A 21,973-nucleotide genomic window follows, 5' to 3' on the forward strand; every position below is an offset into this window, starting at 1 on the left:
GCTAGTCCTCCGCGCTCGCGTCGTCGAAACCGAGCAGGTTCCAGCTCTGGCGCATATGCGGCGGCATCGGTGCGGTGACGTCGACAAAGCCCTTGTCGGGATGAGGGATGACAATGCGGCGCGCGTGCAGATGCAGGCGGTTCTGCATGCCGCCTGGAAAATCCCAATTGGTGTCGGCCTCGAAATATTTGGGGTCGCCGATGATCGGGCAACCGATATGGGCGGCATGGACGCGAAGCTGGTGGGTGCGCCCGGTATAGGGTTCCATTTCCAGCCAGGACAGGGTCTGCGCCGCCTGCTCGACGATGCGGTAATAGGACACGGCGTGATCGGCGCCCTTTTCGCCATGCTTGGCGATGCGCACACGATCGCCGTCGGGCGTCGGTTCCTTGATCAGCCAGGTTGAGATCTTGTCCTCGCGCTTCGGCGGCACGCCCTTGACCAGCGCCCAGTAGGTTTTCTTCGTCTCACGCGCCCGGAACGCTTCGGCGAGCTTCATGGCGGCGAGCCTTGTACGGGCGACAACCAGCACACCCGACGTGTCGCGGTCGAGCCGGTGCACCAGACGCGGCTTCTCGCCCTTCTGGTTGCGCCAGGCTTCCAGCATGTCGTCGACATTGCGGGTGACGCCAGAGCCGCCCTGGACCGCCAGGCCGGCCGGCTTGTTGAAGACGAAGACCTTCGGGTCCTCATGGATCAGCATCTTTGCCAAAACGTCGGCGTCGCCCTGGTTGCGGATCGAATGACCGGTGAGCGGGCTTTCACCTTTCTTGTCGACTTCGAGCGGCGGCACTCGGACCGTCTGGCCGGCTTCGACGCGGGTATCGGCCTTCACCCTGCCGCCGTCGACGCGGATCTGGCCGGAACGCATCAGCTTCTGCAGATGACCGAAACCGAGACCGGGGAAATGGCTCTTGAACCAGCGGTCGAGCCGCATGCCCGCCTCGCCGGCGTCCACTGTGATCTGTTCAACGCCTGCCATGATTCCAATCGCCGTTTTGCAGGCATGCAACGGCATTCGCCGGCACCCGCAATCTCACTCGGTTATTCGTTGTCGGTTCCATATTGCAGAACCTGAACTTTCTCCAGCGTAATCAAACCACTTGTCATGATTGTTTCAAGCACGGGCAGGAAAGCGGCCAATTTTTCCTCGTCATCGACGATCTCGATGACGAGTGGCAGATCCTCCGATAGGCGGAGGATCTTCGTGGNATCTTCGTGGTGTGAAGCCGGCTGGAATGGCCGAACCCCATCGCGCCGCGCAGGACGGTCGCGCCGGCGATCTGCATTTCGCGGGCCCTCAGCACGATAACCTCATACAGCGGACGGCCATCTGCCTTGTCGTTTTCGCCGATAAATATGCGCAGCAATTGCGCCTGTGTTGGTATCTTCATTGCCTGGACCCTCTCAGCCGGTTGAGCCGAACTGCAAAGATGTGGCCAAGCCAGACGGCGGCAAGCCAGGCCACCACGGAGATCGCGATATTGAGTCCCGCCGCCACAAGCCTCCCGCCTTGCGCGAGGGTGAGTGTTTCAAGGCTGAAAGCGGAGAAGGTCGTCAGGCCGCCGCAGAAGCCGGCCATGAAGAATTGACGTTGCAGCGGACCGGCGAAGACGCGACCATCGGGTCCCGTCAATGTCGCGTAGAAGCCGATGAGGAACGAGCCAACAATGTTGACGAGGAGCGTGCCGAAGGGAAATCCAGCGCCCCACAGGGCAGTGCTGGTCGATGAGGCAAGCGCCCGCAACACACCGCCGATCATGCTGCCTGCGGCTACGGTCGCATAGAGCCGAACCGTTTCGTTGGTTCTGCGACGGCCAATAAGGCGCGCCGCATGCCCTGCCGCGGCAGTGTCCGTCCCGTCGTGGCGGAGCTTCCGCGGGCCGCTCACGGCGCCCCGCCGCCAATCAGAAGACTTCCCGCAGCAAAGCCCAGCGTCACGCCGCCGAGGCTCAGAAAAACCGAAAGCAGCACATTTCCGCCGGCGCGCCGCCATTCGCCGTCGCGCGCCAGCGCCAGCGTCTGCAGGCTGAAGGAAGAAACCGTGGTGTAGCAGCCGAGGCCGCCGGTAACGGTAAAGGCCCAGATGGCGGGCATGCCGTCGCGCGCCACCGCATGCGCAACGACACCGATTGCAAACGCTCCCGAGACGTTGACGGCCATAGTGCCCCAGGGAAAGGTCTCGCCGACCCGGCGGGCGACGAAGCCGGACAGGAAGAAGCGGGCCATTGCACCGATCGCGCCACCAAGGCAGACAAGCAACAGATGATACATCGTGCTCCTCGCGCCGGTCACACCACGGTGTCAGGCGGCTCCGGCCTTCTTCGGCTTGCTGGAGCCGATCATCTTCCAGTTCTTGTAGAACATGGCATTGATGCGCTCGACGCTGACCGAAACGATGGCGAGAAGAGCGGCGATCAGGCCGGGGAATGGCGATGGCCGGATGATGTCCATGAACACGCAGTAGCGGCGCCCATCATATTCGTTGACCGAGCGGTGCAGCAGCGTGTCGTCGAAAATATAGAGCGGATTGTCGTGCCAGTAGTTCCTGGCGTTGTTGCACTCGACGAAAACCTCGGCCTTCACCGGGAGAAGATTGTAGAGAATGCGCAGGCTGAGCCGCAGCGGTCCGAAATGCCAGGAGGTCGATTCCTTGCCCCTGAACACCGACACGGCGATGGTCTTGATATATTTGAAATCCTTGTTGAATTCGGCGACGTTGTCGATCTTGTGCTTGCCGTACCACTGGTAGACATACATGCCGCGCCGGCCGCTGCCGAAATTGGCGTCGATATCGGCGATGATCTCGTCCTTGCGCGCCTTGAAGACGTCCAGAACCTCGTTGACCTCACGCTGATAGTCCGGAGGAAACTGGTCCAGTTTCCAGACACCGCGGTTTCTGTAGCACAGAAGATCGACCAGCAGATTGAAGGGCGAAAGCAGCCAGGTGAAGATGCCGTTGCCGAGAAAATAACCACTGAACAGCGCCCAGTTCTTGTTGTCATTGCGCAACACGTCGACCAGGCCGAGGACAATGAAAATTGTCGTCAGGATGGGAATGAAATAGAAGCCGAGCGCCAGCAGCGGGATCGCTATGGCGAACTTCCGAAGGGTCTTGCGAGATTTTTTTGTCATTTTTCCACGCGCCAGGCGCGATTCCGTTCTGAATATCGTCGGTACGTTTCTGGCCTGTCCGCCGGCCGAAGGCGCATCTTGATAGGGTTTTTTATCCCGCCAGACAACGGCGATCACACCACTGTGCGGTCGGCAGCTACTTTTCCCGCTCGCTGCGCAGCTTCGCCCAATAATCCAGCCGCTTCCTGATATCGCGCTCGAAGCCGCGCTCTGGCGGGTCATAGAATGTCTGCCTTCCCATCTTCTCCGGAAAATAGTCCTGGCCGGAAAAAGCGTCGGGCTCGTCGTGGTCGTAGCGATAGCCGGCGCCGTAATCTTCCTGTTTCATCAGCTTGGTCGGCGCATTGAGAATGTGCTTGGGCGGCAGCAGCGAACCGAATTCCTTCGCCGCCTGTGTGGCGGCCTTGAACGCGGTATAAACTGCATTGGATTTCGGCGCGGTGGCGAGATAGACGGTCGCCTCGGCGAAGGCCAGTTCGCCCTCGGGCGAGCCCAGATAGTCATAGGCGTCCTTGGCGGCGTTAGCGACGACGAGCGCCTGCGGGTCGGCCAGCCCGATATCCTCCATCGCCATGCGCACCAACCGGCGCCCGAGATAAAGCGGATCTTCGCCGGCGTCGAACATGCGGGCGAGATAGTAGAGTGCCGCGTCGGGGTCGGAGCCGCGCACCGATTTGTGCAAGGCGGAGATCAAATTGTAGTGGCCGTCCTGTCCCTTGTCGTAGATCGGCGCGCGGCGCTGGACGATGCGCTGCAGGGCTTCGGCGCCGAACACCTCCTTTGATTTCGCTGCGCGCCAGACCTCTTCGGCGAGCGTCAATGCCGCGCGGCCGTCGCCGTCGCTCATGCGGATGAGCATCGCCCGCGCGTCTTCATCGAGCGGCAGCGCCCTGCCCTCTGCCTCCTCGGCCCGCGCCAGCAGCTTGGCGATACTGTCCTCGCCGAGCGAGTGAAAGACCAGCACACGCGCGCGCGACAACAGCGCGGCGTTAAGCTCGAAGGACGGATTCTCCGTGGTGGCGCCGACCAGCACGACGGTGCCGTCTTCCATCACGGGCAGAAAACTGTCCTGCTGGGCGCGGTTGAAGCGATGGATCTCGTCGACGAACAGCAGTGTCTGGCGGCCGTTGGAGCGGCGCAGCTTCGCTGCCTCGAACACTTTCTTCAGGTCGGCAACGCCGGAAAACACCGCCGAGATCTGTTCGAAGGCGAGGCTTGTCTCGCCGGCAAGCAGCCGTGCGACCGTGGTCTTGCCGGTGCCGGGCGGGCCCCAGAAGATCATCGAGCCGAGCGAGCCGGAGCCGATCAGCCGCGTCAGCGCGCCGTCGGGTCCGGTCAGATGCTCCTGGCCGACGACCTCGCCGAGGTTCTTCGGGCGCAGACGGTCCGCCAGCGGCCTGCCGGGCGGCGTCTTTTCCGGTTCATCGACACTGAACAGATCGGCCATGCAACTTCTTCTGCCTGGAGCCCGATCATGCTGACGTTCGGGCTCAGTAACGCAACACCTGGCGTAGTATCTGCCCGCCGCGCTCGACGGTAAAGCGCCACCAGCGCGTATCCTGCTGGGCTACCTGTTCCAAGGTCGCCGCCTTGTCGATCGTCAGGCCATTGACCTCACGCACGATGTCGCCTGGCTGGAAGCCAAAATCGGCAGCAGGCGAATCGCGGTTGATGTCGACCACGGTGACGCCTTTGACATCCGTGCGCAGACCGAGCCGTTGGGCAAGCCGTGGCGACAGTTCAGCAACCTTGGCACCGGAAAACGGGCTGCGGCCGCGCAATATGAGTTCCGCAGCTTTGGCGCCCTCAGGCGGCCGTTCCAGCGCGATGTCCATCGTCGCCTGCTGACCCTTGCTCAGAACGCCGAAGCTGGCATTCGTACCAATCGACAGCGTCGCCATCCGGTAGTCCAGCGCCCCGACGCTCTCGACCGGCTTGCCGTTGAGCGACAGCACTACGTCGCCCGGCTTGAGCCCTGCCTTGGCGGCGGGTCCCGCCTCTTCGACCGAAGAAACCAGCGCACCGGTCGGTTTGTCGATGCCGAGCGATTCGGCAATCTGCGGCGTCACCGCCTCGAACTCGGCACCGGCATACGGCCGCTCGAAGAAGTCGAGCCCGGCCTTGGCCGCGTCGGCGAAGGCGCGAACCATGTTCGAAGGGATGGCAAAGCCGATGCCGATCGAGCCGCCGCTACGGCTATAGATCGCCGTGTTGATGCCGATCAGCTGCCCTCCCATGTTGACCAGCGCGCCACCGGAATTGCCGGGGTTGATGGCGGCGTCGGTCTGGATGAAGAAGCTGGAATCGGAGACGCCGATATGGCTGCGCGCCACCGCCGAAATAATGCCGCTGGTGGTGGTCTGGCCGACACCGAACGGATTGCCGATCGCCAGCACCAGGTCGCCGACCTCGAGCGCGTCGGAATCGCCGATGGCGATCACCGGAAACGGCTTGTCGGAAGAAATCTTGAGCACGGCGAGATCGAGCGTCTCGTCCTTAAGCAGTACCTTGCTGTCGAATTCGCGCCCATCGGCAGTCGCGACCTTGACCTGGTCGGCGTCCTTGACGACGTGGAAATTGGTGACCACGACGCCGGTCGGATCGACCAGCACCCCCGAACCGAGCGAGGACTGCGCGCGCGGCTGCGAGCGGCCGAAGAACTCCTCGAAGAACGGATCGCCGTCGAAGGGCGACGTCACCTTGGCGGTCTGCGAGGCGTAGACATTGACCACGGCCGGCGCCGTCTGCTTGACCAGCGGCGCGAAGGACAGCTGCACCTCCTCGCGGCCGAACGGCACGCGCTTGTCGGGGCCTGAAGTGGCGTTTTCGCCTTCGACGCCATGCAGCAGATCGGTTAGCACGTCGGACAGACCGGGATCTGGCTTGGCCTCCTCCGCCAGCGCGTGCCTGGCCGCCGGCACGACGGCCAACGCCATCAAGGCGCAGATCAGAACAATGGACAGCCGTTTAACGCGCATTCCGAATCCTCCAAGTCGGGCGCCATTGTCCTGACGATTGTGCAAAATGAAAGGCTAAGCCGCTGAAATCCGATTATTTTGGGTAGTCGCCGCAAAAACCGGTGACAAAACCCCTACCAGCCCTGCCCGGTACCTTCGGAAACAGAAAAAGGGCCCGGAGGCCCCTTTTGAACTTCTCGCGAAAAACCGAGCCTTATGCGGCTGCAGCTTCCTCTTCGGTGCCTTCGGCCTCGATGCGGGCACGGTCGCCGGCGCCCTTGGCCGAGGTGTCGCGGTCGACGAACTCGATGACCGCCATTGCCGCGTTATCACCGTGGCGGAAGCCGGCCTTCATGATGCGCAGATAGCCGCCGTTGCGGGTGGCATAACGTGGCGCGATGGTATCGAACAGGCGCTTGACGACGCCTTCATTGCCGATCTGGGCAATAACCTGGCGGCGGGCGTGCAGGTCGCCGCGCTTGCCGAGCGTCACCAACTTCTCGACGATCGGACGCAAATCCTTCGCCTTCGGCAGCGTGGTGAGGATCTGCTCGTGCTCGATAAGCGACACGGCAAGGTTGGCAAACATCGACTTGCGATGGCTTATGCTGCGGGCGAACCGGCGGCCTTTAAATCCGTGGCGCATGGCTCTTCTCCTTCATTGCGGTTTCAAGAGGCCTGAGCCCCAGTTGGTTAGCCGCATGATCTTGTCCGAAAAGTCTGCAACTTTTTGCTGCGCTGACCTTCGGTTCGAGATCATGCTCAATATTGGTCTTCGTAACGCTTGGCGAGGTCTTCGATGTTTTCCGGCGGCCAGTCCGGCACTTCCATGCCGAGATGCAGGCCCATCGCCGCCAGGACTTCCTTGATCTCGTTCAGCGACTTGCGGCCGAAGTTCGGGGTGCGCAGCATCTCGGCTTCGGTCTTCTGGATCAGGTCGCCGATATAGACGATGTTGTCGTTCTTCAGGCAGTTGGCCGAACGCACCGAAAGCTCGAGCTCGTCGACCTTCTTGAGCAGCGCCGGGTTGAAGGCAAGCTCGGTAACCTGTTCGGCGGCGACTTCCTTCTGCGGCTCGTCGAAATTGACGAACAGGCCGAGCTGGTCCTGCAGGATGCGAGCGGCGAAGGCCACCGCGTCCTCGCCCGAAATCGAACCGTCGGTCTCGATGGTCATGGTCAGCTTGTCATAGTCGAGAACCTGGCCCTCGCGGGTGTTCTCGACCTTGTAGGAGACCTTCTTGACCGGCGAATACAGGCTGTCGACGGGGATCAGCCCGATCGGCGCGTCCTCGGCGCGGTTACGGTCGGCCGGCACATAGCCCTTGCCGGTATCGACGGTGAATTCCATGCGGATTTCAGCGCCTTCGTCCAGCGTGCAGATGACGTGGTCGGGATTGAGGATCTCGACGTCGCCGACCGTCTGGATGTCGCCGGCGAGAACCGCGCCCGGTCCCTGCTTGCGGACGACCATGCGCTTGGGGCCGTCGCCTTCCATGCGGATGGCGATTTCCTTGATGTTCAAAACGATGTCGGTCACGTCCTCGCGGACGCCGGCGATGGACGAGAATTCATGCAGAACGCCGTCGATCTGCACGGCGGTTACAGCCGCGCCACGCAGCGAAGACAGAAGCACGCGGCGCAGCGCGTTGCCGAGGGTGAGGCCGAAGCCGCGCTCGAGCGGCTCGGCGACCAGCGTGGTCAGCGTCTTCTTCTTCGACGAGAACTCGATCTTGTTCGGCTTGATCAGTTCTTGCCAATTTTTCTGGATCATAGTGCTTTCCTTCCGTTGTCCCGCCACCATCCAATCGTGGCGGGCGACCTGGAATGCCGTGGAGGAGCGCCCTTGAGGCGCTCGCGCGGCGTTCGGTAAATTCTTTAGACGCGGCGCTTCTTGCGCGGGCGGCAGCCATTGTGCGGGATCGGCGTCACATCACGGATCGAGGTGATGGTGAAGCCGGCAGCCTGCAGCGCGCGCAGCGCCGATTCACGACCGGAGCCGGGTCCACAGACCTCGACCTCGAGCATGCGCATGCCGTGTTCCTGGGCCTTCTTGGCAACATCTTCTGCGGCCATCTGGGCAGCGAACGGGGTCGACTTGCGCGATCCCTTGAAGCCCTGGGCTCCGGCCGACGACCAGGCAATCGAGTTACCCTGCGCGTCGGTGATGGTGATCATCGTGTTGTTGAAGGTCGAATTGACGTGGGCAACGCCCGACGAGATGTTCTTGCGTTCGCGACGGCGAACACGAGCGGCTTCCTTGGCCATGATGGTCCTTTCAGTTGATCTCTACACCGCCGTAATGCCAGCGGCTCCACCAGGGAGAAGGCAGTAGGGGAATATGGCAGTAGGGCAGTATGTCTGCCGTTCCTATTGCCTTACTGCCCTACTCCCTTACTGCCCTAAATTACTTCTTCTTTCCGGCAATCGACTTAGCCGGGCCCTTGCGGGTGCGCGCATTGGTATGCGTGCGCTGACCACGAACCGGTAGCGAGCGGCGGTGACGCAGGCCGCGGTAGCAGCCGAGGTCCATGAGTCGCTTGATGTTCATCGACACTTCGCGGCGCAGATCGCCCTCGACCTGATAGTCGCGGTCGATGGTCTCGCGGATCTGCAGCACTTCCGCGTCGGTCAGCTGGTTGACGCGACGCTCGGCCGGGATGCCGACCTTGTCGACGATCTCCTGGGCGAACTTCTTGCCAATGCCGTGAATGTATTGAAGCGCGATGACGACGCGCTTGTTGGTCGGAATATTGACGCCGGCTATACGAGCCATGTTCTTCTCTTCTCCATATAGGCCGGACGAGCCGGCGCTTCAAGTTGCCCCGCGTCCGGTGGAGGCCGGCCCTTGCGGGAGTTTCCAGTTCAAAGCGGCCTGCCTTGCCCTTGCGGACAAGCAAGCCTCATGCCTGATAGGAAGACGGGCCGCCATACCCCAGCGGACCGCTCCAGTCAAGCGCAATCGTTCGATTCTCTAGCCGGCCGCCTGGCCAACTTTCCGGGTCGTCGCCCTGAGCACCGCCTCGATCTGCTGCGTCACCGCATCGATGTCGGCCATGCCATCGACGCCCCTGAGCTTGCCCTTGGCGTAGTAGTAGCCGATCAGCGGCGAGGTTTTCTTGTAATATTCCCTCAAGCGTTCCTCGAACACCGCTGGGCTGTCGTCCTTGCGCACCGGCAGGCCTGCGGCCTTGGCGTCTTCGGCGCGCTTGACGATTCGGCCAACCAGCGCCTTGTCATCGACGACAAATTCGATGACAGCATCGAGCTCCAGTCCGCGATCCGACAGCATTTCCTCAACGGCGTCCGCTTGCACCAGGGTTCGCGGGTACCCGTCAAGGATGAAGCCGTTTGCGCAATCAGCTTGATCGATGCGCTCGGCCACGATGGCGTTGACGATAGCGTCGGACACCAGTTCGCCAGCGTCCATCACCGCCTTGGCGCGCTTGCCGACTTCGGTGCCAGCCTGGACAGCAGCACGCAGCATGTCCCCCGTGGAAAGCTGTGGGATGCCGTGTCGATCTACCAGTCTTAGTGCTTGTGTCCCCTTGCCCGCCCCCGGCGGTCCAAGCAATATCAACCTCATCTGGCCTTTTTCCCCCCGCGCAGCTTCGACTTCTTGATCAGGCCCTCATACTGGTGCGCGATCAGGTGACCCTGAATCTGCGCCACCGTATCGAGCGTTACACTGACCACGATCAGGAGCGAAGTGCCACCAAGGTAGAACGGTACGCCAGTCGCTGAAATCAGGAACTCGGGCAGCAGACACACCAGCACCAGATAAATGGCGCCGACGACGGTGATGCGGGTGAGCACATAGTCAATATAGTCCGCAGTGCGCTCGCCCGGACGATAGCCCGGGATGAAGCCCGAATGCTTCTTGAGCTGGTCGGCGGTGTCCTTCGGATTGAAGACGATCGCCGTATAGAAGAAGGCGAAGAACACGATCATCGCCGCGTAGAAGGCCATATAGAGCGGCTGGCCGTGGCCGAGCGCCGCCAGGATGGTGCTGGCCCATGCAGGCATATTGGTGGTCTGCGAGAAGCCGGCAACCGTTGCCGGAAGCAGCAGCAGCGACGAGGCGAAGATCGGCGGAATGACGCCGGAGGTGTTAAGCTTCAGCGGCAGATGCGAGGTATCGCCCTGGAACATGCGATTGCCGACCTGGCGCTTGGGATACTGGATCAGCAGGCGGCGCTGGGCGCGCTCGAAGAAGACGATCAGCGCGATGACGATGATGGCCAGCACGATGATCGCCAGGATCAGGCCGGTCGACAAGGCGCCGGTGCGGCCAAGCTCCAGCGTGCCGGAGATGGCGCGCGGCAGGCCGGCGACGATGCCGGAGAAGATGATCAGCGAAATGCCGTTGCCGATGCCGCGAGCAGTGATCTGCTCGCCAAGCCACATCAGGAACATGGTGCCGCCGACCAGCGTGACGACGGTAGAGATGCGGAAGAACATGCCGGGATCGTTGACGATGCCGTTGCCGCCCTCAAGCCCGACCGAAATGCCGTACGCCTGAACCAGCGCCAGAAGCACGGTGCCGTAGCGCGTGTACTGGTTGATGATCTTGCGGCCCTGCTCGCCTTCCTTCTTCAGCGCTTCCAGCGACGGAATGACCGAGGTCATCAGCTGCATGATGATGGAGGCCGAGATATAGGGCATGATGCCGAGGGCAAAGATCGCCATGCGCTGCACGGCGCCGCCGGCGAACATGTTGAACATGCCGAGCACGCCCTTGCTCTGCGACGAGAAGGCCTGGGCGAAAGCGTCGGGATTGATGCCGGGCAGCGGAATATAGGTGCCAAGACGGTAGACGAGCAGCGCGCCGATGGTGAACCAGATGCGCTTCTTCAGATCCTCGGCTTTGGCGAAGGCCGAAAAATTCAGATTCGAGGCTAGTTGTTCAGCAGCCGAAGCCATGCCTGATTCTCCGCTTGGTCACGCTCGATGCCCGCAGCTCAGGCGGCGCGTGTCACCGAAGCTCACGAGATAAGCTCCGGACTGCAAACATGCAAGCGGCCGCGTTGATGCGGCCGCCACATCTGTCGGATCAAAGCACGACCGCAGGCAAAACCGAATTCCACCTTTGCCGACCGTGCTTCAAATTGCCGTTACTCGGCGGCTGCCTGCTCAGGCAACTTCACCGAGCCGCCGGCCTTTTCGATCTTCTCGATCGCGGCCTTGGAAGCACCGGCAACGTCGAAGGCAAGCTTGGCCTTGATGTCGCCGTCCGAGAGGATGCGCACGCCGTCCTTGACGCGACGGATGACGCCGGCCGCAACCAGCGCCTCGGCCGTTACAACTGTCTTAGCATCGAGCTTTTTGGCATCGAGCGCGGCCTGGATGCGGGCCAGCGACACGACGGTGAAGCTCTTGGCGAAGATATTGTTGAAACCGCGCTTCGGCAGGCGGCGGTAGAGCGGCATCTGGCCACCCTCGAAGCCGTTGACGGCGACGCCGGAGCGCGCCTTCTGGCCCTTGACGCCGCGACCGGCGGTCTTGCCCGAACCGGAACCGATGCCACGGCCGAGACGCTTCTTGGAGTGCGTCGCGCCGTCCTTGTCACGCAGATCGTTGAGTTTCATCTGGGTTCTCCTGCGCTCTGGTTCAGCCCTCGTCCACGACGCGGACGAGATGCTGGACGGCAGCGATCATGCCGCGCACCGAGGGCGTATCCTCCAGCGTGCGCTGCTTGTGCATCTTGTTGAGGCCGAGGCCGACCAGCGTTGCGCGCTGCTCCTTCGGCCGGCGGATCGGCGAACCGATCTGCTCGACGGTGATGGTCTTGGTTGCTTTCTTGGCCATGGTCAGATCCCTGGTCAGCATCGACTATTCTTCAGCCGCAACGGCGGTGCCGCGGCGGGCCTGAAGGGTCGAATACTTGATGCCGCGCGCGGCAGCCACATCCTTCGGATGCATCTGGCTCTTCAGCGCGTCGAAAGTGGCGCGAACCATGTTGTAGGGGTTCGAAGAACCCATCGACTTGGCGACCACGTCATGCATGCCGAGCGTCTCGAAAACGGCGCGCATCGGGCCGCCGGCGATGATGCCGGTACCTTGCTTGGCGGCGCGCAGCAGAACGCGTCCCGCGCCCCAGCGTCCCTCGACGTCGTGGTGCAGCGTGCGGCCTGAGCGCAGCGGCACGAAGATCATGTCGCGCTTGGCCGATTCGGTCGCCTTGCGGATCGCCTCCGGCACTTCGCGCGCCTTGCCGTGGCCGAAGCCGACGCGGCCCTTCTGGTCGCCGACGACGACAAGTGCCGCAAAGCCGAAGCGCCGGCCGCCCTTGACGACTTTGGCGACACGGTTGATGTGGACGAGCTTGTCGACCATGCCGTCGTCGCGCTCTTCGCGATCACGGCCGCGGCCGCCATCCCTACGTTCCTGTGCCATATCCTGTTCCTTGTTTTTTTCCGGAAGCACGGTTGATGATGATATCCGGCACCTCTGCAGGTCGCCGGGGGCGAAAACTCTTTTTCCTTCGCATGATCTTATCCGAAAAGTCTGCAACTTTTTGCTGCGCTGACCTTCGGTTCGGGATCATGCTCTAGAAGCTCAGACCACCTTCACGGGCAGCCTCGGCCAGCGCCTTGACGCGGCCGTGGTAGATATAGGCGCCGCGGTCGAAGACGACTTCCTTGACGCCGGCCTTCGAGGCGCGTTCGGCGATCAGCTTTCCGATGGCAGCTGCAGCCGCGGTGTCGGCGCCGGTCTTGAGCGAGCCCTTGAGCTCCTTCTCGAGCGTCGAAGCAGCCGCGATGGTGTGGCCCTTGGCGTCGTCGATCACCTGGACATAGATGTTCTTCGACGTGCGATGGACCGACAAGCGCGGACGATCGCCGGCAACTTTCTTGATCTGGCGGCGGACGCGCTGGGCGCGGCGTTGGGTGGATTCTTTCGAGCCCATGATATCAGTTCCTTGCCTTCAAAAAACGGGGGCAACCATATGCGGTAGGACGAGCCTCCCGCGACCGCTCCCCGCGGCGTTAAAATTACTTCTTCTTGCCTTCCTTGCGGACGATCTTCTCGCCAGCATAGCGAACGCCCTTCCCCTTGTAGGGCTCGGGGCTACGATACTCGCGGATCTCGGCGGCGACCTGGCCGACCTGCTGCTTGTCGATGCCGGTCACCGTGATTTCCGTCGGCTTCGGCACCGAGATCGTCACGCCCTGCGGCGTCTCGTAGACGACGTCATGGCTGAAGCCGAGCGCCAGCTGCAGGTTCTTGCCTTGCATGGCGGCACGATAGCCGACGCCGGTGATCTCGAGCTTCTTTTCGAAGCCGTCCTTGACGCCCTGCAGGATGTTGACGATCTGCGTGCGTGACATGCCCCACTTGGAACGGGCAGTCTTGGTCTGGTCGCGCGGCTGGACAGCGATCTCGCTGCCTTCCATCTTGACCAGCACTTCGTCGTTCACCACGAACTTCAGCTCGCCCTTCGGACCCTTCGCCGTCACGGTCTGGCCGTTGACGGTCGCGGTCACGCCCTGCGGCAGCGAAACGGGTTTCTTTCCAATACGAGACATTTTGTTGTCCTCGTCACTTCTCTTGTTTCAGGTCTCGGCTTTCGGGACTAGATCCCGAAAACCTGTTTCCAACCGGGTCACATACCAGATCAGAAGATCTGGCAGAGGATTTCCCCGCCGACATTCTGTTCACGCGCTTCGTGGTCGGCCATCACGCCCTTCGGCGTCGAAAGGATGGCGATGCCGAGGCCGTTGGCGACGTGCGGTATCGACTTGGCCGAAACGTAGACGCGGCGGCCGGGCTTCGAGACCCGAGCGATTTCGCGCACCACCGGCGCACCATCGAAATACTTCAGCTCGATCTCGATTTCGGACTTGCCGTTGTCGAAGTCGGTCTGGCTGTAGTCGCGGATATAGCCTTCCGCCTTCAGCACGTCGAGGACGCGGGTACGCAAGCGCGAGGCCGGCGTCGAAACGCTCGACTTCTTGCGGCCATACGCGTTGCGGATGCGGGTCAGCATATCGCCCAGAGGATCGCTCAATGACATGTTATGTCCTCCTTACCAGCTCGACTTGACCAGGCCCGGGATCTGGCCGTTATTGCCGAGATCACGAAGCGCGATACGCGATACTTTGAGCTTGCGATAATAGGCACGCGGACGTCCGGTGACTTCGCAGCGGTTGCGGATGCGGGTCTTGGCCGAGTTGCGCGGCAGCGCCGAAAGCTTCAGCTGGGCGCGGAAGCGCTCTTCCATCGGCTTGGACTGATCCATGATGATCGCCTTGAGCACCTTGCGCTTGGCAGCGAACTGGTCCGCAAGCTTGCGGCGCCTGTTGTTCTTCTCGACTGAGCTGGTCTTTGCCATTTCAGATTTTTCCTTTTCTCGCTGCCGTTACTGGCGGAAGGGGAAGTTGAAGGCCTTGAGCAATGCCCTGGCTTCGTCGTCCGTCTTCGCAGTCGTACAAACGATGACGTCCATGCCCCAGATCTGATCAACCTTGTCGTAGTTGATCTCCGGAAACACGATGTGTTCCTTGATGCCCATGGCATAGTTGCCACGGCCATCGAAGCTCTTCGGATTAAGTCCGCGAAAGTCGCGGACGCGCGGCAGTGCGATGTTCACGAGGCGGTCGAGGAACTCGTACATGCGTTCCTTGCGCAGCGTGACCTTGGCGCCGATCGGCATCTTCTCGCGGACCTTGAAGCCGGCGATCGAGTTGCGGGCGCGCGTGACGACGGCCTTCTGGCCGGCGATCATCGCAAGGTCTTCCGCCGCGATCGAAGGCTTCTTCGAATCGCCAGTCGCCTCGCCGACGCCCATGTTCAGCACGATCTTGTCGATGCGCGGAACCTGCATCTCGTTCTCGTAGCCGAACTGCTCCTGCAGCGCCTTGCGGATGGTCTCGTTGTAGACCTGCTTGAGGCGCGGCGTGTTCTGGGCAGTTGCCTGCTTGGTTTGAGCCTTAGCCATTGATGACTTCTCCCGAGCGCTTGGCGACGCGCACCTTCTTGCCGTCCTTCTGGAAGATGAAGCCGACGCGGGTCGGCTGGCCATCCTTGGGGTCGGCCAGCGCGATGTTCGACAGCTGGATCGGCGCTTCCTTGGTGATGATCCCGCCCTCTTGGGACTGGGACTGCTTCTGGTGACGACGGATCAGGTTGACGCCGCGCACCAGCGCGGTGTCGTCCTTCGGCTGTACCGAGAGGACTTCGCCCGAACGGCCCTTGTCCTTGCCGGCCAGCACGACGACCTTGTCGCCTTTTCTAATCTTCTGCATTGGTCCGGCTCCTTACAGCACTTCAGGCGCGAGCGAGATGATCTTCATGTGGTTCTTGGCGCGGAGTTCGCGCGGAACCGGTCCGAAGATACGCGTGCCGATCGGCTCTTTCTTGTTGTCGACGAGAACGGCTGCGTTCTTGTCGAAACGGATCACGCTGCCGTCCGGGCGGCGGATGTCCTTGGCCGTGCGTACCACGACCGCCTTCATCACATCGCCCTTCTTGACGCGGCCGCGCGGGATGGCTTCCTTGATCGACACCACGATGATGTCGCCCACGGAAGCGTATTTCCGCTTCGAGCCGCCCAGCACCTTGATGCACATGACACGACGGGCGCCGGAATTATCCGCGACGTCGAGGTTTGTTTGCATCTGAATCATGACTGGCCGCCTTCTTCTTTTCTAACGGGACGGGTCTCTCACCCCTCCCCGGTCTGTCCAAAATTCGTTTCGTTGGCCCTGATCAGGCCTGGTCCGAAGACACCACGACCCAGCGCTTGTCCTTGGAAATCGGCTTCGATTCCTGGATGAACACCTGATCGCCGACCTTGTGGGCGTTGTTCTCGTCGTGCGCCTTGTACTTCTTGGTCATGCGCACGGTCTTCTTCATCACGGGATGCGTGAAGCGCCGTTCGACCTTGACGACAACCGTCTTCTCGTTCTTGTCGCTGACGACGGTGCCCTGCAGAATGCGCTTTGGCATGGTTTTCGTCCTTAAGCCTTCTTGGCCGCGGACTTTTCCGCAGCGATGGTCTTGATACGCGCAATGTCCTTGCGGACCTGCCTCACGCGCGCGGTCTTCTCAAGCTGGCCGGTGGCCTTCTGGAAGCGCAGGTTGAACTGCTCCTTCTTCAGGCTGGCCAGGTCGTCAGTCAGCTGGTCCTGGGTCTTGGTCCGGATGTCTTCGGCTTTCATGATCAGCCCGTCCTTATTCTGCGATGCGCTGTACGAAGCGCGTCCTGACCGAGAGCTTGGCCGCGCCGAGACGCAGCGCCTCACGGGCGGTTTCCTCGTTGACGCCGTCGATCTCGAACATGATGCGGCCCGGCTTGACGCGTGCCGCCCAGTAGTCGACCGCGCCCTTGCCCTTACCCATACGGACTTCGGTCGGCTTCGACGTCACCGGCACGTCCGGGAAGATACGGATCCACACGCGGCCGGCACGCTTCATCTCGCGGGTGATCGCGCGGCGGGCCGCCTCGATCTCACGCGCGGTGACGCGGTTCGGCTCAAGCGCCTTCAGCCCGAAACCACCGAAATCCAGGTTGGTGCCGCCCTTGGCGGTACCGTGGATGCGGCCCTTGAACTGCTTGCGGAACTTTGTGCGCTTTGGCTGCAGCATCGTTCTAACTCCAAATTCCTAATGTCTTACGCGTTTTCGCGACGGCGACCGCGTTCGCGCTCACCACCACCGCCATGCGCATGATCGCCCTCGGTGGCGCGGCGCTCCGAAGCCATCGGGTCGTGCTCGAGGATCTCGCCCTTGAACACCCAGACCTTGACGCCGCAGATGCCGTAGGCCGTATTCGCCTCGGCCGTGCCGTAGTCGACGTCGGCACGCAGCGTATGCAGCGGCACGCGGCCTTCACGATACCATTCCATGCGCGCGATCTCGGCGCCGCCGAGACGGCCGGCGCAGTTGATGCGGATGCCTTCGGCACCGAGGCGCATCGCCGACTGCACGGCACGCTTCATGGCGCGGCGGAACGCGATGCGGCGCTCGAGCTGCTGGGCGATCGACTGGGCGACCAAGGTCGCGTCGATCTCCGGCTTGCGCACTTCGACGATGTTCAGATGCGTCTCGGACTTGGTCATCTCCATCAGCTTCTTGCGAAGCTTCTCGATGTCGGCGCCCTTCTTGCCGATGATCAGGCCCGGACGCGCCGCATGGATGGTGACGCGGCACTTCTTGTGCGGACGCTCGATCACGACCTTCGAGATCGCAGCCTGCTTGAGTTCCTTCTCAAGATATTTGCGGATCTTGATGTCCTCGTGCAGCAGCTTGCCGTACTCGCCGGTGTTCGCGAACCAGCGCGAATCCCAGGTGCGATTGATGCCGAGACGCAGACCGATCGGATTGACTTTCTGGCCCATTATGCGGCCTCCCCTTTTTCTTCGACTTCACGAACGACGATCGTGAGGTGCGAGAACGGCTTCTCGATACGGCTGGCGCGACCACGGCCACGGGCATGGAACCGCTTCATGACGATCGACTTGCCGACATAGGCTTCCGCCACGATCAGCGCATCGACGTCGAGGTCGTGGTTGTTTTCCGCGTTGGCGATCGCCGATTCCAGCGTCTTCTTGACCGTGCCGGAAATCCGCTTGGCCGAGAATTCGAGGTCGGAAAGCGCTGTCGCGACCTTCTTGCCGCGGATCAACGCGGCAACCAGGTTCAGCTTCTGCGGGCTGATACGGATCGTGCGCAACACGGCGCGCGCTTCGTTGTCAGCAAGCCTGCGCGGAGCTTTGGCCTTGCCCATGATTATTTCCTCTTCGCCTTCTTATCCGCGCCGTGACCGTAATAGGTCCGGGTCGGAGCGAATTCACCGAACTTGTGACCGACCATGTCCTCGTTCACCGAGACGGGAACGTGCTTCTGGCCGTTGTAGACACCGAAGGTGAAGCCGACGAACTGCGGCAGGATGGTGGAGCGACGGCTCCACATCTTGATCACCTCATTGCGACCACCTTCACGAACCTTGTCCACCTTCTTCAGAAGGTAGCCGTCGATGAAGGGGCCTTTCCAAATCGAACGAGTCACTTGGCGTTACCTCTTCTTAGCTCTTGCGCTGATGGCGCGAGCGCAGGATGAACTTGTCGGTCGCCTTGTTGGACCGCGTCTTCTTGCCCTTGGTCGGCTTGCCCCAGGGCGAAACCGGATGGCGGCCACCCGAGGTGCGGCCTTCGCCGCCGCCATGTGGATGGTCGACCGGGTTCATGGTCACGCCGCGATTGTGAGGACGCTTGCCGCGCCACACCGTGCGGCCTGCCTTGCCGTCATTGATGTTGCCGTGGTCCGGGTTAGACACGGCGCCGACAGTGGCCATGCAGGAGCCGTGGACGACACGCTGCTCGCCCGAATTGAGGCGCAGGATCGCCATGCCCTGGTCGCGGCCGACGAGCTGGCCATAACCGCCGGCCGAACGGGCGACCTGAGCGCCCTTGCCGGGCTTCAGCTCGATATTGTGGACGATCGTGCCGACCGGCATCGAAGCCAGCGGCATCGCGTTGCCCGGCTTCACGTCGACCGATTCACCGGCCACGATCTTGTCGCCGGGAGCCAGACGCTGCGGGGCGATGATGTAGGACAGCTCGCCATCGTCATACTTGATCAGCGCGATGAAGGCGGTGCGGTTCGGATCGTACTCGATACGCTCGACCGTGCCGACGACGTCGAACTTGCGGCGCTTGAAGTCGATGATACGGTAGGTGCGCTTGTGACCGCCGCCGATGAAGCGGGCCGTGATGCGGCCGTAATTGTTGCGGCCGCCCGACTTGGTCAGGCCTTCGGTCAGGCCCTTGACGGGCTTGCCCTTGTAGAGGCCCGAGCGGTCGACGATGACCAGCTGACGGGTGCTCGGCGTTACCGGGTTGAATTTTTTCAGTGCCATTGTTCTGTCCTCGCGACCTTGCTCAGAGACCCGTCGCGACGTCGATCGACTGGCCTTCGGCCAGCGTCACAACCGCCTTCTTGACGTCGCTCTGGCGGCCGATCGTGCCGCGGAAGCGCTTGATCTTGCCCTTGCGGACAAGCGTGTTCACGGCCATCACCTTGACGCCGAACAGCGCTTCGACGGCGGCCTTGATTTCCGGCTTCGACGCCTTCTTGGCGACATTGAAGACGACCTGGTTCTGCTCGGAAGCCATGGTCGACTTTTCGGTGATCGCCGGCGAGACGATCACGTCGTAATGACGAAGGTCGGTCATTTGAAGCGCTCCTCGAGAGCCTCGACGGCGGCCTTGGAAAGGACCAGCGTGCCGCGGCGCAGAATGTCGTAGACGTTGATGCCCTGGATGGGCAGCACGTCGATGTTCGGGATGTTGGTCGCCGCCAGCTTGAAATTCTTGTCAAGCTCGGCGCCGCCGATCACCAGGGCGTTGCTCAGGCCCAGCGTCGCGAAATTCGCGATCAGCGCCTTGGTCTTGGCCTCGGTCAGCTTCAGCTCGTCGATGATGATGATCGACGCGCTCTTGGCCTTGGCCGAAAGCGCATGCTTGAGGCCGAGTGCACGCACCTTCTTCGGCAGATCGTGCTCGTGGCTGCGAACGACCGGGCCATGGGCCTTGCCGCCGCCGCGGAACTGCGGAGCGCGAGCCGAATGGTGACGGGCGCGGCCGGTACCCTTCTGCTTGTACATCTTGGCGCCGGTGCGGGCGATTTCCGCGCGACCCTTGGCCTTGTGGGTGCCCTGCTGCTTCTTGGCAAGCTGCCAGCGCACGACGCGCTGCAGGATGTCCTCGCGCGGATCGAGGCCGAAAATCTCTTCGGAGAGCTTCAGCTTGCCGGCGTCCTTGCCGCCAAGCGTTGTAATCTTGAGGTCCATTATTCCGCTCCCTCTGTGGCCGGCGCCTCGTTCGTGGCGGCACCGTCAGTCGCAACGGCGCGGATCGCGGCGGGCTTCGGCGCATTGGCCGGAAGCGCTACCTTGGCCGCGTCGCGGACCAGGATCCATGCACCCTTCGAACCCGGGACCGCACCGCGGATCAGGATCAGGCCGCGATCGGCGTCGGTCGAGACGACCTCGACATTCTGCGTGGTGACGCGGGTGTCGCCCATGTGGCCGGCCATATGCTTGCCCTTGAACACCTTGCCCGGATCCTGGCGCTGGCCGGTCGAGCCGTGTGTACGGTGCGACACCGAGTTGCCGTGCGTCGCGCGGCCGCCACCCATGTGGTGCCGCTTGATGACGCCCTGGAAGCCCTTGCCGATCGTGGTCCCCGTCACATCGACCTTCTGGCCGACGACGAAGTGCTCGACGGTGATCTCGGCGCCAACATCGATCATGTTGTCGGCGGAGACGCGGAACTCGGCAACCTTGGCCTTGGGCTCGACGGAAGCGGTCGCGAAATGGCCGCGCATCGCCTTCGACGTGTTCTTCACCTTGGCAAGGCCAACGCCGAGCTGGACGGCGGTATAGCCGTTCTTCTCCTGCGTGCGCTGCGCCACGACCTGGCAGTTCTCCATCTGGAGAACAGTGACGGGAACATGTTCCCCGGCATCGTTGTAGATGCGGGTCATTCCCACCTTCTTTGCAATCACACCTGAACGCATCGGTTCAATTCCTTTAGAGTTCCCTGTCGGGGCTGTCGCCCCTCCACGCCTCTTGTTCCTTCAGAGTTCCGGGTCGCCCCGCTGACCTCTGGTTCCTTAGAGCTTGATCTCGACGTCGACACCGGCGGCCAGGTCGAGCTTCATCAAAGCATCGACCGTCTGCGGGGTCGGGTCGACGATGTCGAGCAGACGCTTGTGCGTGCGCATCTCGAACTGCTCGCGGCTCTTCTTGTCGACGTGAGGCGACCGGTTGACCGTGAACTTTTCGATCCGCGTCGGCAGCGGAATGGGGCCGCGGACGTTGGCGCCGGTGCGCTTGGCGGTCGACACGATTTCCCGTGTCGAGGCGTCGAGCACCCGGTGATCAAACGCCTTCAGGCGGATGCGGATATTCTGTCCGTTCATGCGTCACTTCCTTGTTCTGGCGCGGCGCGGGCAGCGCCCGCGACAGATCGGTTTAAGTCCAAATTACTCTTTGATGGTGACGACGATGCCGGCACCGACGGTGCGGCCGCCTTCACGGATGGCGAAGCGCAGCTTNATTACTCTTTGATGGTGACGACGATGCCGGCACCGACGGTGCGGCCGCCTTCACGGATGGCGAAGCGCAGCTTCTCTTCCATGGCGATCGGCACGATCAGCTCGACATCGACGGTGATGTTGTCGCCCGGCATCACCATCTCGGTGCCTTCCGGCAGCGACACGATGCCGGTCACGTCCGTCGTGCGGAAATAGAACTGCGGACGGTAGTTGGTGAAGAACGGCGTGTGGCGGCCGCCCTCGTCCTTGGTCAGGATGTAGGCTTCGGCAACGAACTTCTTGTGCGGCTTGACGGTGCCGGGCTTGGCCAGGACCTGGCCGCGCTCGACGCCTTCACGGTCGACACCACGCAACAGCGCGCCGATGTTGTCGCCGGCCTGGCCCTGGTCGAGCAGCTTGCGGAACATCTCGACGCCCGTGCAGGTCGTCTTGGTGGTCGGACGGATGCCGACGATCTCCAGCTCCTCGCCGACCTTGACCACGCCGCGCTCGACGCGGCCGGTCACCACCGTGCCACGGCCCGAGATCGAGAACACGTCCTCGATCGGCATCAGGAACGGCTTGTCGAGCGGACGCACCGGCGTCGGGATGTAGGCATCGACCGCAGCCATCAGTTCGCGGATGGCGTCCTCGCCGATCTTCTTGTCGGAATCTTCAAGTGCGGCAAGCGCCGAACCCTTGACGATCGGAATGTCGTCGCCGGGGAACTCGTTCTTGGTCAAAAGCTCACGCACCTCGAGCTCAACCAGCTCGAGCAGCTCGGCGTCGTCGACCTGGTCGACCTTGTTCAAGAACACCACGATCGAGGGCACGCCGACC

General features: G+C 62.2%; 35 protein-coding genes and 1 pseudogene. All 36 read right to left on the bottom strand.

The features are described from left to right. Position 1: 1 nt before the first annotated feature. The gene (locus X773_RS46115; RefSeq protein WP_023675121.1) at positions 2-982 is read right to left on the bottom strand and encodes an RluA family pseudouridine synthase; all 981 of its coding nucleotides are present in this window, start codon (positions 980-982) and stop codon (positions 2-4) included. A gap of 62 nt (positions 983-1,044) precedes the next feature. Further along, positions 1,045-1,394: pseudogene (locus X773_RS46120) on the bottom strand (DUF190 domain-containing protein). Next, positions 1,391-1,762, bottom strand: coding sequence for a fluoride efflux transporter CrcB (crcB, locus tag X773_RS77960; RefSeq protein ID WP_245274632.1), 372 nt, complete (start codon positions 1,760-1,762; stop codon positions 1,391-1,393). The pseudogene X773_RS46120 and the gene crcB (X773_RS77960) overlap by 4 nt, the downstream one beginning before the upstream one ends. Positions 1,763-1,887: 125 nt before the next feature. Next, the gene (crcB, locus tag X773_RS46130) at positions 1,888-2,274 is read right to left on the bottom strand and encodes a fluoride efflux transporter CrcB (RefSeq protein WP_023675123.1); all 387 of its coding nucleotides are present in this window, start codon (positions 2,272-2,274) and stop codon (positions 1,888-1,890) included. Between the two features lie 30 nt (positions 2,275-2,304). Then, on the bottom strand, positions 2,305-3,135 hold the full coding sequence (locus X773_RS46135; protein ID WP_023675124.1) for an aspartyl/asparaginyl beta-hydroxylase domain-containing protein: 831 nt from the start codon (positions 3,133-3,135) through the stop codon (positions 2,305-2,307). 136 nt (positions 3,136-3,271) lie between these two features. Continuing rightward, on the bottom strand, positions 3,272-4,582 hold the full coding sequence (locus X773_RS46140; RefSeq protein ID WP_023675125.1) for a replication-associated recombination protein A: 1,311 nt from the start codon (positions 4,580-4,582) through the stop codon (positions 3,272-3,274). A gap of 43 nt (positions 4,583-4,625) precedes the next feature. Beyond that, positions 4,626-6,113: a DegQ family serine endoprotease gene (locus tag X773_RS46145; protein WP_023675126.1), complete on the bottom strand. Its 1,488-nt coding sequence runs from the start codon at positions 6,111-6,113 to the stop codon at positions 4,626-4,628. Positions 6,114-6,306: 193 nt separating this feature from the next. Beyond that, a complete protein-coding gene (gene rplQ, locus X773_RS46150) occupies positions 6,307-6,738 on the bottom strand; it encodes a 50S ribosomal protein L17 (protein WP_023675127.1) in 432 nt (143 codons plus the stop codon). Between the two features lie 116 nt (positions 6,739-6,854). Beyond that, positions 6,855-7,865 (bottom strand): DNA-directed RNA polymerase subunit alpha, encoded by a 1,011-nt coding sequence (locus tag X773_RS46155; RefSeq protein ID WP_023675128.1) that lies wholly within the window; start codon positions 7,863-7,865, stop codon positions 6,855-6,857. Between the two features lie 104 nt (positions 7,866-7,969). Beyond that, positions 7,970-8,359, bottom strand: coding sequence for a 30S ribosomal protein S11 (gene rpsK / locus X773_RS46160; protein ID WP_006205444.1), 390 nt, complete (start codon positions 8,357-8,359; stop codon positions 7,970-7,972). Between the two features lie 139 nt (positions 8,360-8,498). Next, positions 8,499-8,867, bottom strand: coding sequence for a 30S ribosomal protein S13 (rpsM, locus tag X773_RS46165; RefSeq protein WP_006205445.1), 369 nt, complete (start codon positions 8,865-8,867; stop codon positions 8,499-8,501). 198 nt (positions 8,868-9,065) lie between these two features. Further along, positions 9,066-9,677 carry an adenylate kinase gene (locus X773_RS46170; protein ID WP_023675129.1) on the bottom strand — a complete coding sequence of 204 codons (612 nt, stop codon included), beginning with the start codon at positions 9,675-9,677 and terminating at the stop codon, positions 9,066-9,068. Further along, complete coding sequence (gene secY, locus X773_RS46175; protein WP_023675130.1) at positions 9,674-11,014, bottom strand: preprotein translocase subunit SecY; 1,341 nt, start codon at positions 11,012-11,014, stop codon at positions 9,674-9,676. The genes X773_RS46170 and secY overlap by 4 nt, the downstream gene beginning before the upstream one ends. 191 nt (positions 11,015-11,205) lie before the next feature. Beyond that, a complete protein-coding gene (gene rplO / locus X773_RS46180) occupies positions 11,206-11,679 on the bottom strand; it encodes a 50S ribosomal protein L15 (protein ID WP_023675131.1) in 474 nt (157 codons plus the stop codon). A 22-nt stretch (positions 11,680-11,701) separates the two neighbouring features. Continuing rightward, a complete protein-coding gene (gene rpmD / locus X773_RS46185; protein ID WP_006205449.1) occupies positions 11,702-11,899 on the bottom strand; it encodes a 50S ribosomal protein L30 in 198 nt (65 codons plus the stop codon). Positions 11,900-11,923: 24 nt separating this feature from the next. Then, the gene (gene rpsE / locus X773_RS46190) at positions 11,924-12,487 is read right to left on the bottom strand and encodes a 30S ribosomal protein S5 (protein ID WP_006333394.1); all 564 of its coding nucleotides are present in this window, start codon (positions 12,485-12,487) and stop codon (positions 11,924-11,926) included. 154 nt (positions 12,488-12,641) lie between these two features. Then, positions 12,642-13,001, bottom strand: a complete 360-nt coding sequence (rplR, locus tag X773_RS46195; protein WP_023675132.1) for a 50S ribosomal protein L18 — start codon at positions 12,999-13,001, stop codon at positions 12,642-12,644. Positions 13,002-13,086: 85 nt separating this feature from the next. After that, on the bottom strand, positions 13,087-13,620 hold the full coding sequence (gene rplF, locus X773_RS46200; protein ID WP_023675133.1) for a 50S ribosomal protein L6: 534 nt from the start codon (positions 13,618-13,620) through the stop codon (positions 13,087-13,089). Positions 13,621-13,709: 89 nt separating this feature from the next. Further along, positions 13,710-14,108, bottom strand: a complete 399-nt coding sequence (rpsH, locus tag X773_RS46205) for a 30S ribosomal protein S8 (RefSeq protein WP_006205453.1) — start codon at positions 14,106-14,108, stop codon at positions 13,710-13,712. A 12-nt stretch (positions 14,109-14,120) separates the two neighbouring features. After that, on the bottom strand, positions 14,121-14,426 hold the full coding sequence (rpsN, locus tag X773_RS46210) for a 30S ribosomal protein S14 (RefSeq protein WP_023675134.1): 306 nt from the start codon (positions 14,424-14,426) through the stop codon (positions 14,121-14,123). Between the two features lie 27 nt (positions 14,427-14,453). After that, positions 14,454-15,032, bottom strand: coding sequence for a 50S ribosomal protein L5 (gene rplE, locus X773_RS46215; protein ID WP_008875670.1), 579 nt, complete (start codon positions 15,030-15,032; stop codon positions 14,454-14,456). Then, entirely contained in the window at positions 15,025-15,339 is a 315-nt protein-coding gene (rplX, locus tag X773_RS46220) for a 50S ribosomal protein L24 (protein ID WP_023675135.1), read from the bottom strand. Before rplX ends, rplE begins: the two co-directional genes overlap by 8 nt. A 12-nt stretch (positions 15,340-15,351) precedes the next feature. Beyond that, positions 15,352-15,720, bottom strand: coding sequence for a 50S ribosomal protein L14 (gene rplN, locus X773_RS46225; protein WP_006205457.1), 369 nt, complete (start codon positions 15,718-15,720; stop codon positions 15,352-15,354). Positions 15,721-15,802: 82 nt separating this feature from the next. Beyond that, a complete protein-coding gene (gene rpsQ, locus X773_RS46230) occupies positions 15,803-16,042 on the bottom strand; it encodes a 30S ribosomal protein S17 (protein WP_023675136.1) in 240 nt (79 codons plus the stop codon). Positions 16,043-16,053: 11 nt separating this feature from the next. After that, positions 16,054-16,254 (bottom strand): 50S ribosomal protein L29, encoded by a 201-nt coding sequence (gene rpmC / locus X773_RS46235; protein ID WP_006205459.1) that lies wholly within the window; start codon positions 16,252-16,254, stop codon positions 16,054-16,056. Between the two features lie 13 nt (positions 16,255-16,267). Then, the gene (rplP, locus tag X773_RS46240) at positions 16,268-16,681 is read right to left on the bottom strand and encodes a 50S ribosomal protein L16 (RefSeq protein ID WP_006205460.1); all 414 of its coding nucleotides are present in this window, start codon (positions 16,679-16,681) and stop codon (positions 16,268-16,270) included. Positions 16,682-16,707: 26 nt separating this feature from the next. Continuing rightward, positions 16,708-17,433: a 30S ribosomal protein S3 gene (gene rpsC / locus X773_RS46245; protein ID WP_023675137.1), complete on the bottom strand. Its 726-nt coding sequence runs from the start codon at positions 17,431-17,433 to the stop codon at positions 16,708-16,710. Next, positions 17,433-17,822, bottom strand: a complete 390-nt coding sequence (gene rplV, locus X773_RS46250) for a 50S ribosomal protein L22 (RefSeq protein WP_006205462.1) — start codon at positions 17,820-17,822, stop codon at positions 17,433-17,435. The genes rpsC and rplV overlap by 1 nt, the downstream gene beginning before the upstream one ends. Positions 17,823-17,824: 2 nt before the next feature. Beyond that, positions 17,825-18,103 carry a 30S ribosomal protein S19 gene (gene rpsS, locus X773_RS46255; RefSeq protein ID WP_006205463.1) on the bottom strand — a complete coding sequence of 93 codons (279 nt, stop codon included), beginning with the start codon at positions 18,101-18,103 and terminating at the stop codon, positions 17,825-17,827. A gap of 16 nt (positions 18,104-18,119) precedes the next feature. Beyond that, on the bottom strand, positions 18,120-18,953 hold the full coding sequence (gene rplB / locus X773_RS46260; RefSeq protein ID WP_023675138.1) for a 50S ribosomal protein L2: 834 nt from the start codon (positions 18,951-18,953) through the stop codon (positions 18,120-18,122). Between the two features lie 22 nt (positions 18,954-18,975). After that, positions 18,976-19,269: a 50S ribosomal protein L23 gene (locus X773_RS46265; protein ID WP_023675139.1), complete on the bottom strand. Its 294-nt coding sequence runs from the start codon at positions 19,267-19,269 to the stop codon at positions 18,976-18,978. Further along, positions 19,266-19,886 (bottom strand): 50S ribosomal protein L4, encoded by a 621-nt coding sequence (gene rplD / locus X773_RS46270; protein ID WP_023675140.1) that lies wholly within the window; start codon positions 19,884-19,886, stop codon positions 19,266-19,268. Before rplD ends, X773_RS46265 begins: the two co-directional genes overlap by 4 nt. Then, entirely contained in the window at positions 19,886-20,614 is a 729-nt protein-coding gene (gene rplC / locus X773_RS46275) for a 50S ribosomal protein L3 (RefSeq protein ID WP_023675141.1), read from the bottom strand. Before rplC ends, rplD begins: the two co-directional genes overlap by 1 nt. A gap of 96 nt (positions 20,615-20,710) precedes the next feature. Next, positions 20,711-21,019, bottom strand: coding sequence for a 30S ribosomal protein S10 (gene rpsJ, locus X773_RS46280; protein ID WP_006205468.1), 309 nt, complete (start codon positions 21,017-21,019; stop codon positions 20,711-20,713). Positions 21,020-21,082: 63 nt separating this feature from the next. Next, positions 21,083-21,157: a hypothetical protein gene (locus X773_RS76250; protein WP_348625918.1), complete on the bottom strand. Its 75-nt coding sequence runs from the start codon at positions 21,155-21,157 to the stop codon at positions 21,083-21,085. Continuing rightward, positions 21,157-21,973, bottom strand: an 817-nt coding sequence (locus X773_RS46285; RefSeq protein WP_023675142.1) for an elongation factor Tu, incomplete at its 5' end; no start/stop codon positions are given. The genes X773_RS46285 and X773_RS76250, both read right to left, overlap by 1 nt.

The sequence above is a fragment of the Mesorhizobium sp. LSJC280B00 genome (genome assembly GCF_000502835.1).
Classification (GTDB): Bacteria; Pseudomonadota; Alphaproteobacteria; order Rhizobiales; family Rhizobiaceae; genus Mesorhizobium.

Bases quoted from the DNA above. Each gene is read 5' to 3' on its own strand.
- X773_RS46140 (WP_023675125.1), bottom strand. From the start codon at position 4,582: ATGGCCGATCTGTTCAGTGTCGATGAACCGGAAAAGACGCCGCCCGGC.
- rpsC (WP_023675137.1), bottom strand. From the start codon at position 17,433: ATGGGCCAGAAAGTCAATCCGATCGGTCTGCGTCTCGGCATCAATCGC.
- rplO (WP_023675131.1), bottom strand. From the start codon at position 11,679: ATGAAACTCAACGATCTGCGTGACAAGGACGGCGCGACGCACTCCAAG.
- X773_RS46115 (WP_023675121.1), bottom strand. From the start codon at position 982: ATGGCAGGCGTTGAACAGATCACAGTGGACGCCGGCGAGGCGGGCATG.
- rplX (WP_023675135.1), bottom strand. From the start codon at position 15,339: ATGCAGAAGATTAGAAAAGGCGACAAGGTCGTCGTGCTGGCCGGCAAG.
- rplQ (WP_023675127.1), bottom strand. From the start codon at position 6,738: ATGCGCCACGGATTTAAAGGCCGCCGGTTCGCCCGCAGCATAAGCCAT.
- rplP (WP_006205460.1), bottom strand. From the start codon at position 16,681: ATGCTGCAGCCAAAGCGCACAAAGTTCCGCAAGCAGTTCAAGGGCCGC.
- rpsE (WP_006333394.1), bottom strand. From the start codon at position 12,487: ATGGCACAGGAACGTAGGGATGGCGGCCGCGGCCGTGATCGCGAAGAG.
- rplD (WP_023675140.1), bottom strand. From the start codon at position 19,886: ATGGACCTCAAGATTACAACGCTTGGCGGCAAGGACGCCGGCAAGCTG.
- X773_RS46155 (WP_023675128.1), bottom strand. From the start codon at position 7,865: ATGATCCAGAAAAATTGGCAAGAACTGATCAAGCCGAACAAGATCGAG.
- X773_RS46145 (WP_023675126.1), bottom strand. From the start codon at position 6,113: ATGCGCGTTAAACGGCTGTCCATTGTTCTGATCTGCGCCTTGATGGCG.
- rplC (WP_023675141.1), bottom strand. From the start codon at position 20,614: ATGCGTTCAGGTGTGATTGCAAAGAAGGTGGGAATGACCCGCATCTAC.
- rplF (WP_023675133.1), bottom strand. From the start codon at position 13,620: ATGTCTCGTATTGGAAAGAAACCCGTTTCGCTGCCGCAGGGCGTGACC.
- crcB (WP_023675123.1), bottom strand. From the start codon at position 2,274: ATGTATCATCTGTTGCTTGTCTGCCTTGGTGGCGCGATCGGTGCAATG.
- rpsJ (WP_006205468.1), bottom strand. From the start codon at position 21,019: ATGAACGGACAGAATATCCGCATCCGCCTGAAGGCGTTTGATCACCGG.
- rplN (WP_006205457.1), bottom strand. From the start codon at position 15,720: ATGATTCAGATGCAAACAAACCTCGACGTCGCGGATAATTCCGGCGCC.
- rpsN (WP_023675134.1), bottom strand. From the start codon at position 14,426: ATGGCAAAGACCAGCTCAGTCGAGAAGAACAACAGGCGCCGCAAGCTT.
- rpsH (WP_006205453.1), bottom strand. From the start codon at position 14,108: ATGTCATTGAGCGATCCTCTGGGCGATATGCTGACCCGCATCCGCAAC.
- X773_RS46170 (WP_023675129.1), bottom strand. From the start codon at position 9,677: ATGAGGTTGATATTGCTTGGACCGCCGGGGGCGGGCAAGGGGACACAA.
- rpmD (WP_006205449.1), bottom strand. From the start codon at position 11,899: ATGGCCAAGAAAGCAACCAAGACCATCACCGTCGAGCAGATCGGTTCG.
- rplE (WP_008875670.1), bottom strand. From the start codon at position 15,032: ATGGCTAAGGCTCAAACCAAGCAGGCAACTGCCCAGAACACGCCGCGC.
- X773_RS46265 (WP_023675139.1), bottom strand. From the start codon at position 19,269: ATGACCGACCTTCGTCATTACGACGTGATCGTCTCGCCGGCGATCACC.
- rpsM (WP_006205445.1), bottom strand. From the start codon at position 8,867: ATGGCTCGTATAGCCGGCGTCAATATTCCGACCAACAAGCGCGTCGTC.
- rplB (WP_023675138.1), bottom strand. From the start codon at position 18,953: ATGGCACTGAAAAAATTCAACCCGGTAACGCCGAGCACCCGTCAGCTG.
- rpsQ (WP_023675136.1), bottom strand. From the start codon at position 16,042: ATGCCAAAGCGCATTCTGCAGGGCACCGTCGTCAGCGACAAGAACGAG.
- X773_RS46135 (WP_023675124.1), bottom strand. From the start codon at position 3,135: ATGACAAAAAAATCTCGCAAGACCCTTCGGAAGTTCGCCATAGCGATC.
- crcB (WP_245274632.1), bottom strand. From the start codon at position 1,762: ATGATCGGCGGTGTGTTGCGGGCGCTTGCCTCATCGACCAGCACTGCC.
- rplR (WP_023675132.1), bottom strand. From the start codon at position 13,001: ATGGGCTCGAAAGAATCCACCCAACGCCGCGCCCAGCGCGTCCGCCGC.
- rpmC (WP_006205459.1), bottom strand. From the start codon at position 16,254: ATGAAAGCCGAAGACATCCGGACCAAGACCCAGGACCAGCTGACTGAC.
- secY (WP_023675130.1), bottom strand. From the start codon at position 11,014: ATGGCTTCGGCTGCTGAACAACTAGCCTCGAATCTGAATTTTTCGGCC.
- rpsK (WP_006205444.1), bottom strand. From the start codon at position 8,359: ATGGCCAAGGAAGCCGCTCGTGTTCGCCGTCGCGAACGCAAGAACATC.
- rplV (WP_006205462.1), bottom strand. From the start codon at position 17,822: ATGGGCAAGGCCAAAGCTCCGCGCAGGCTTGCTGACAACGAAGCGCGC.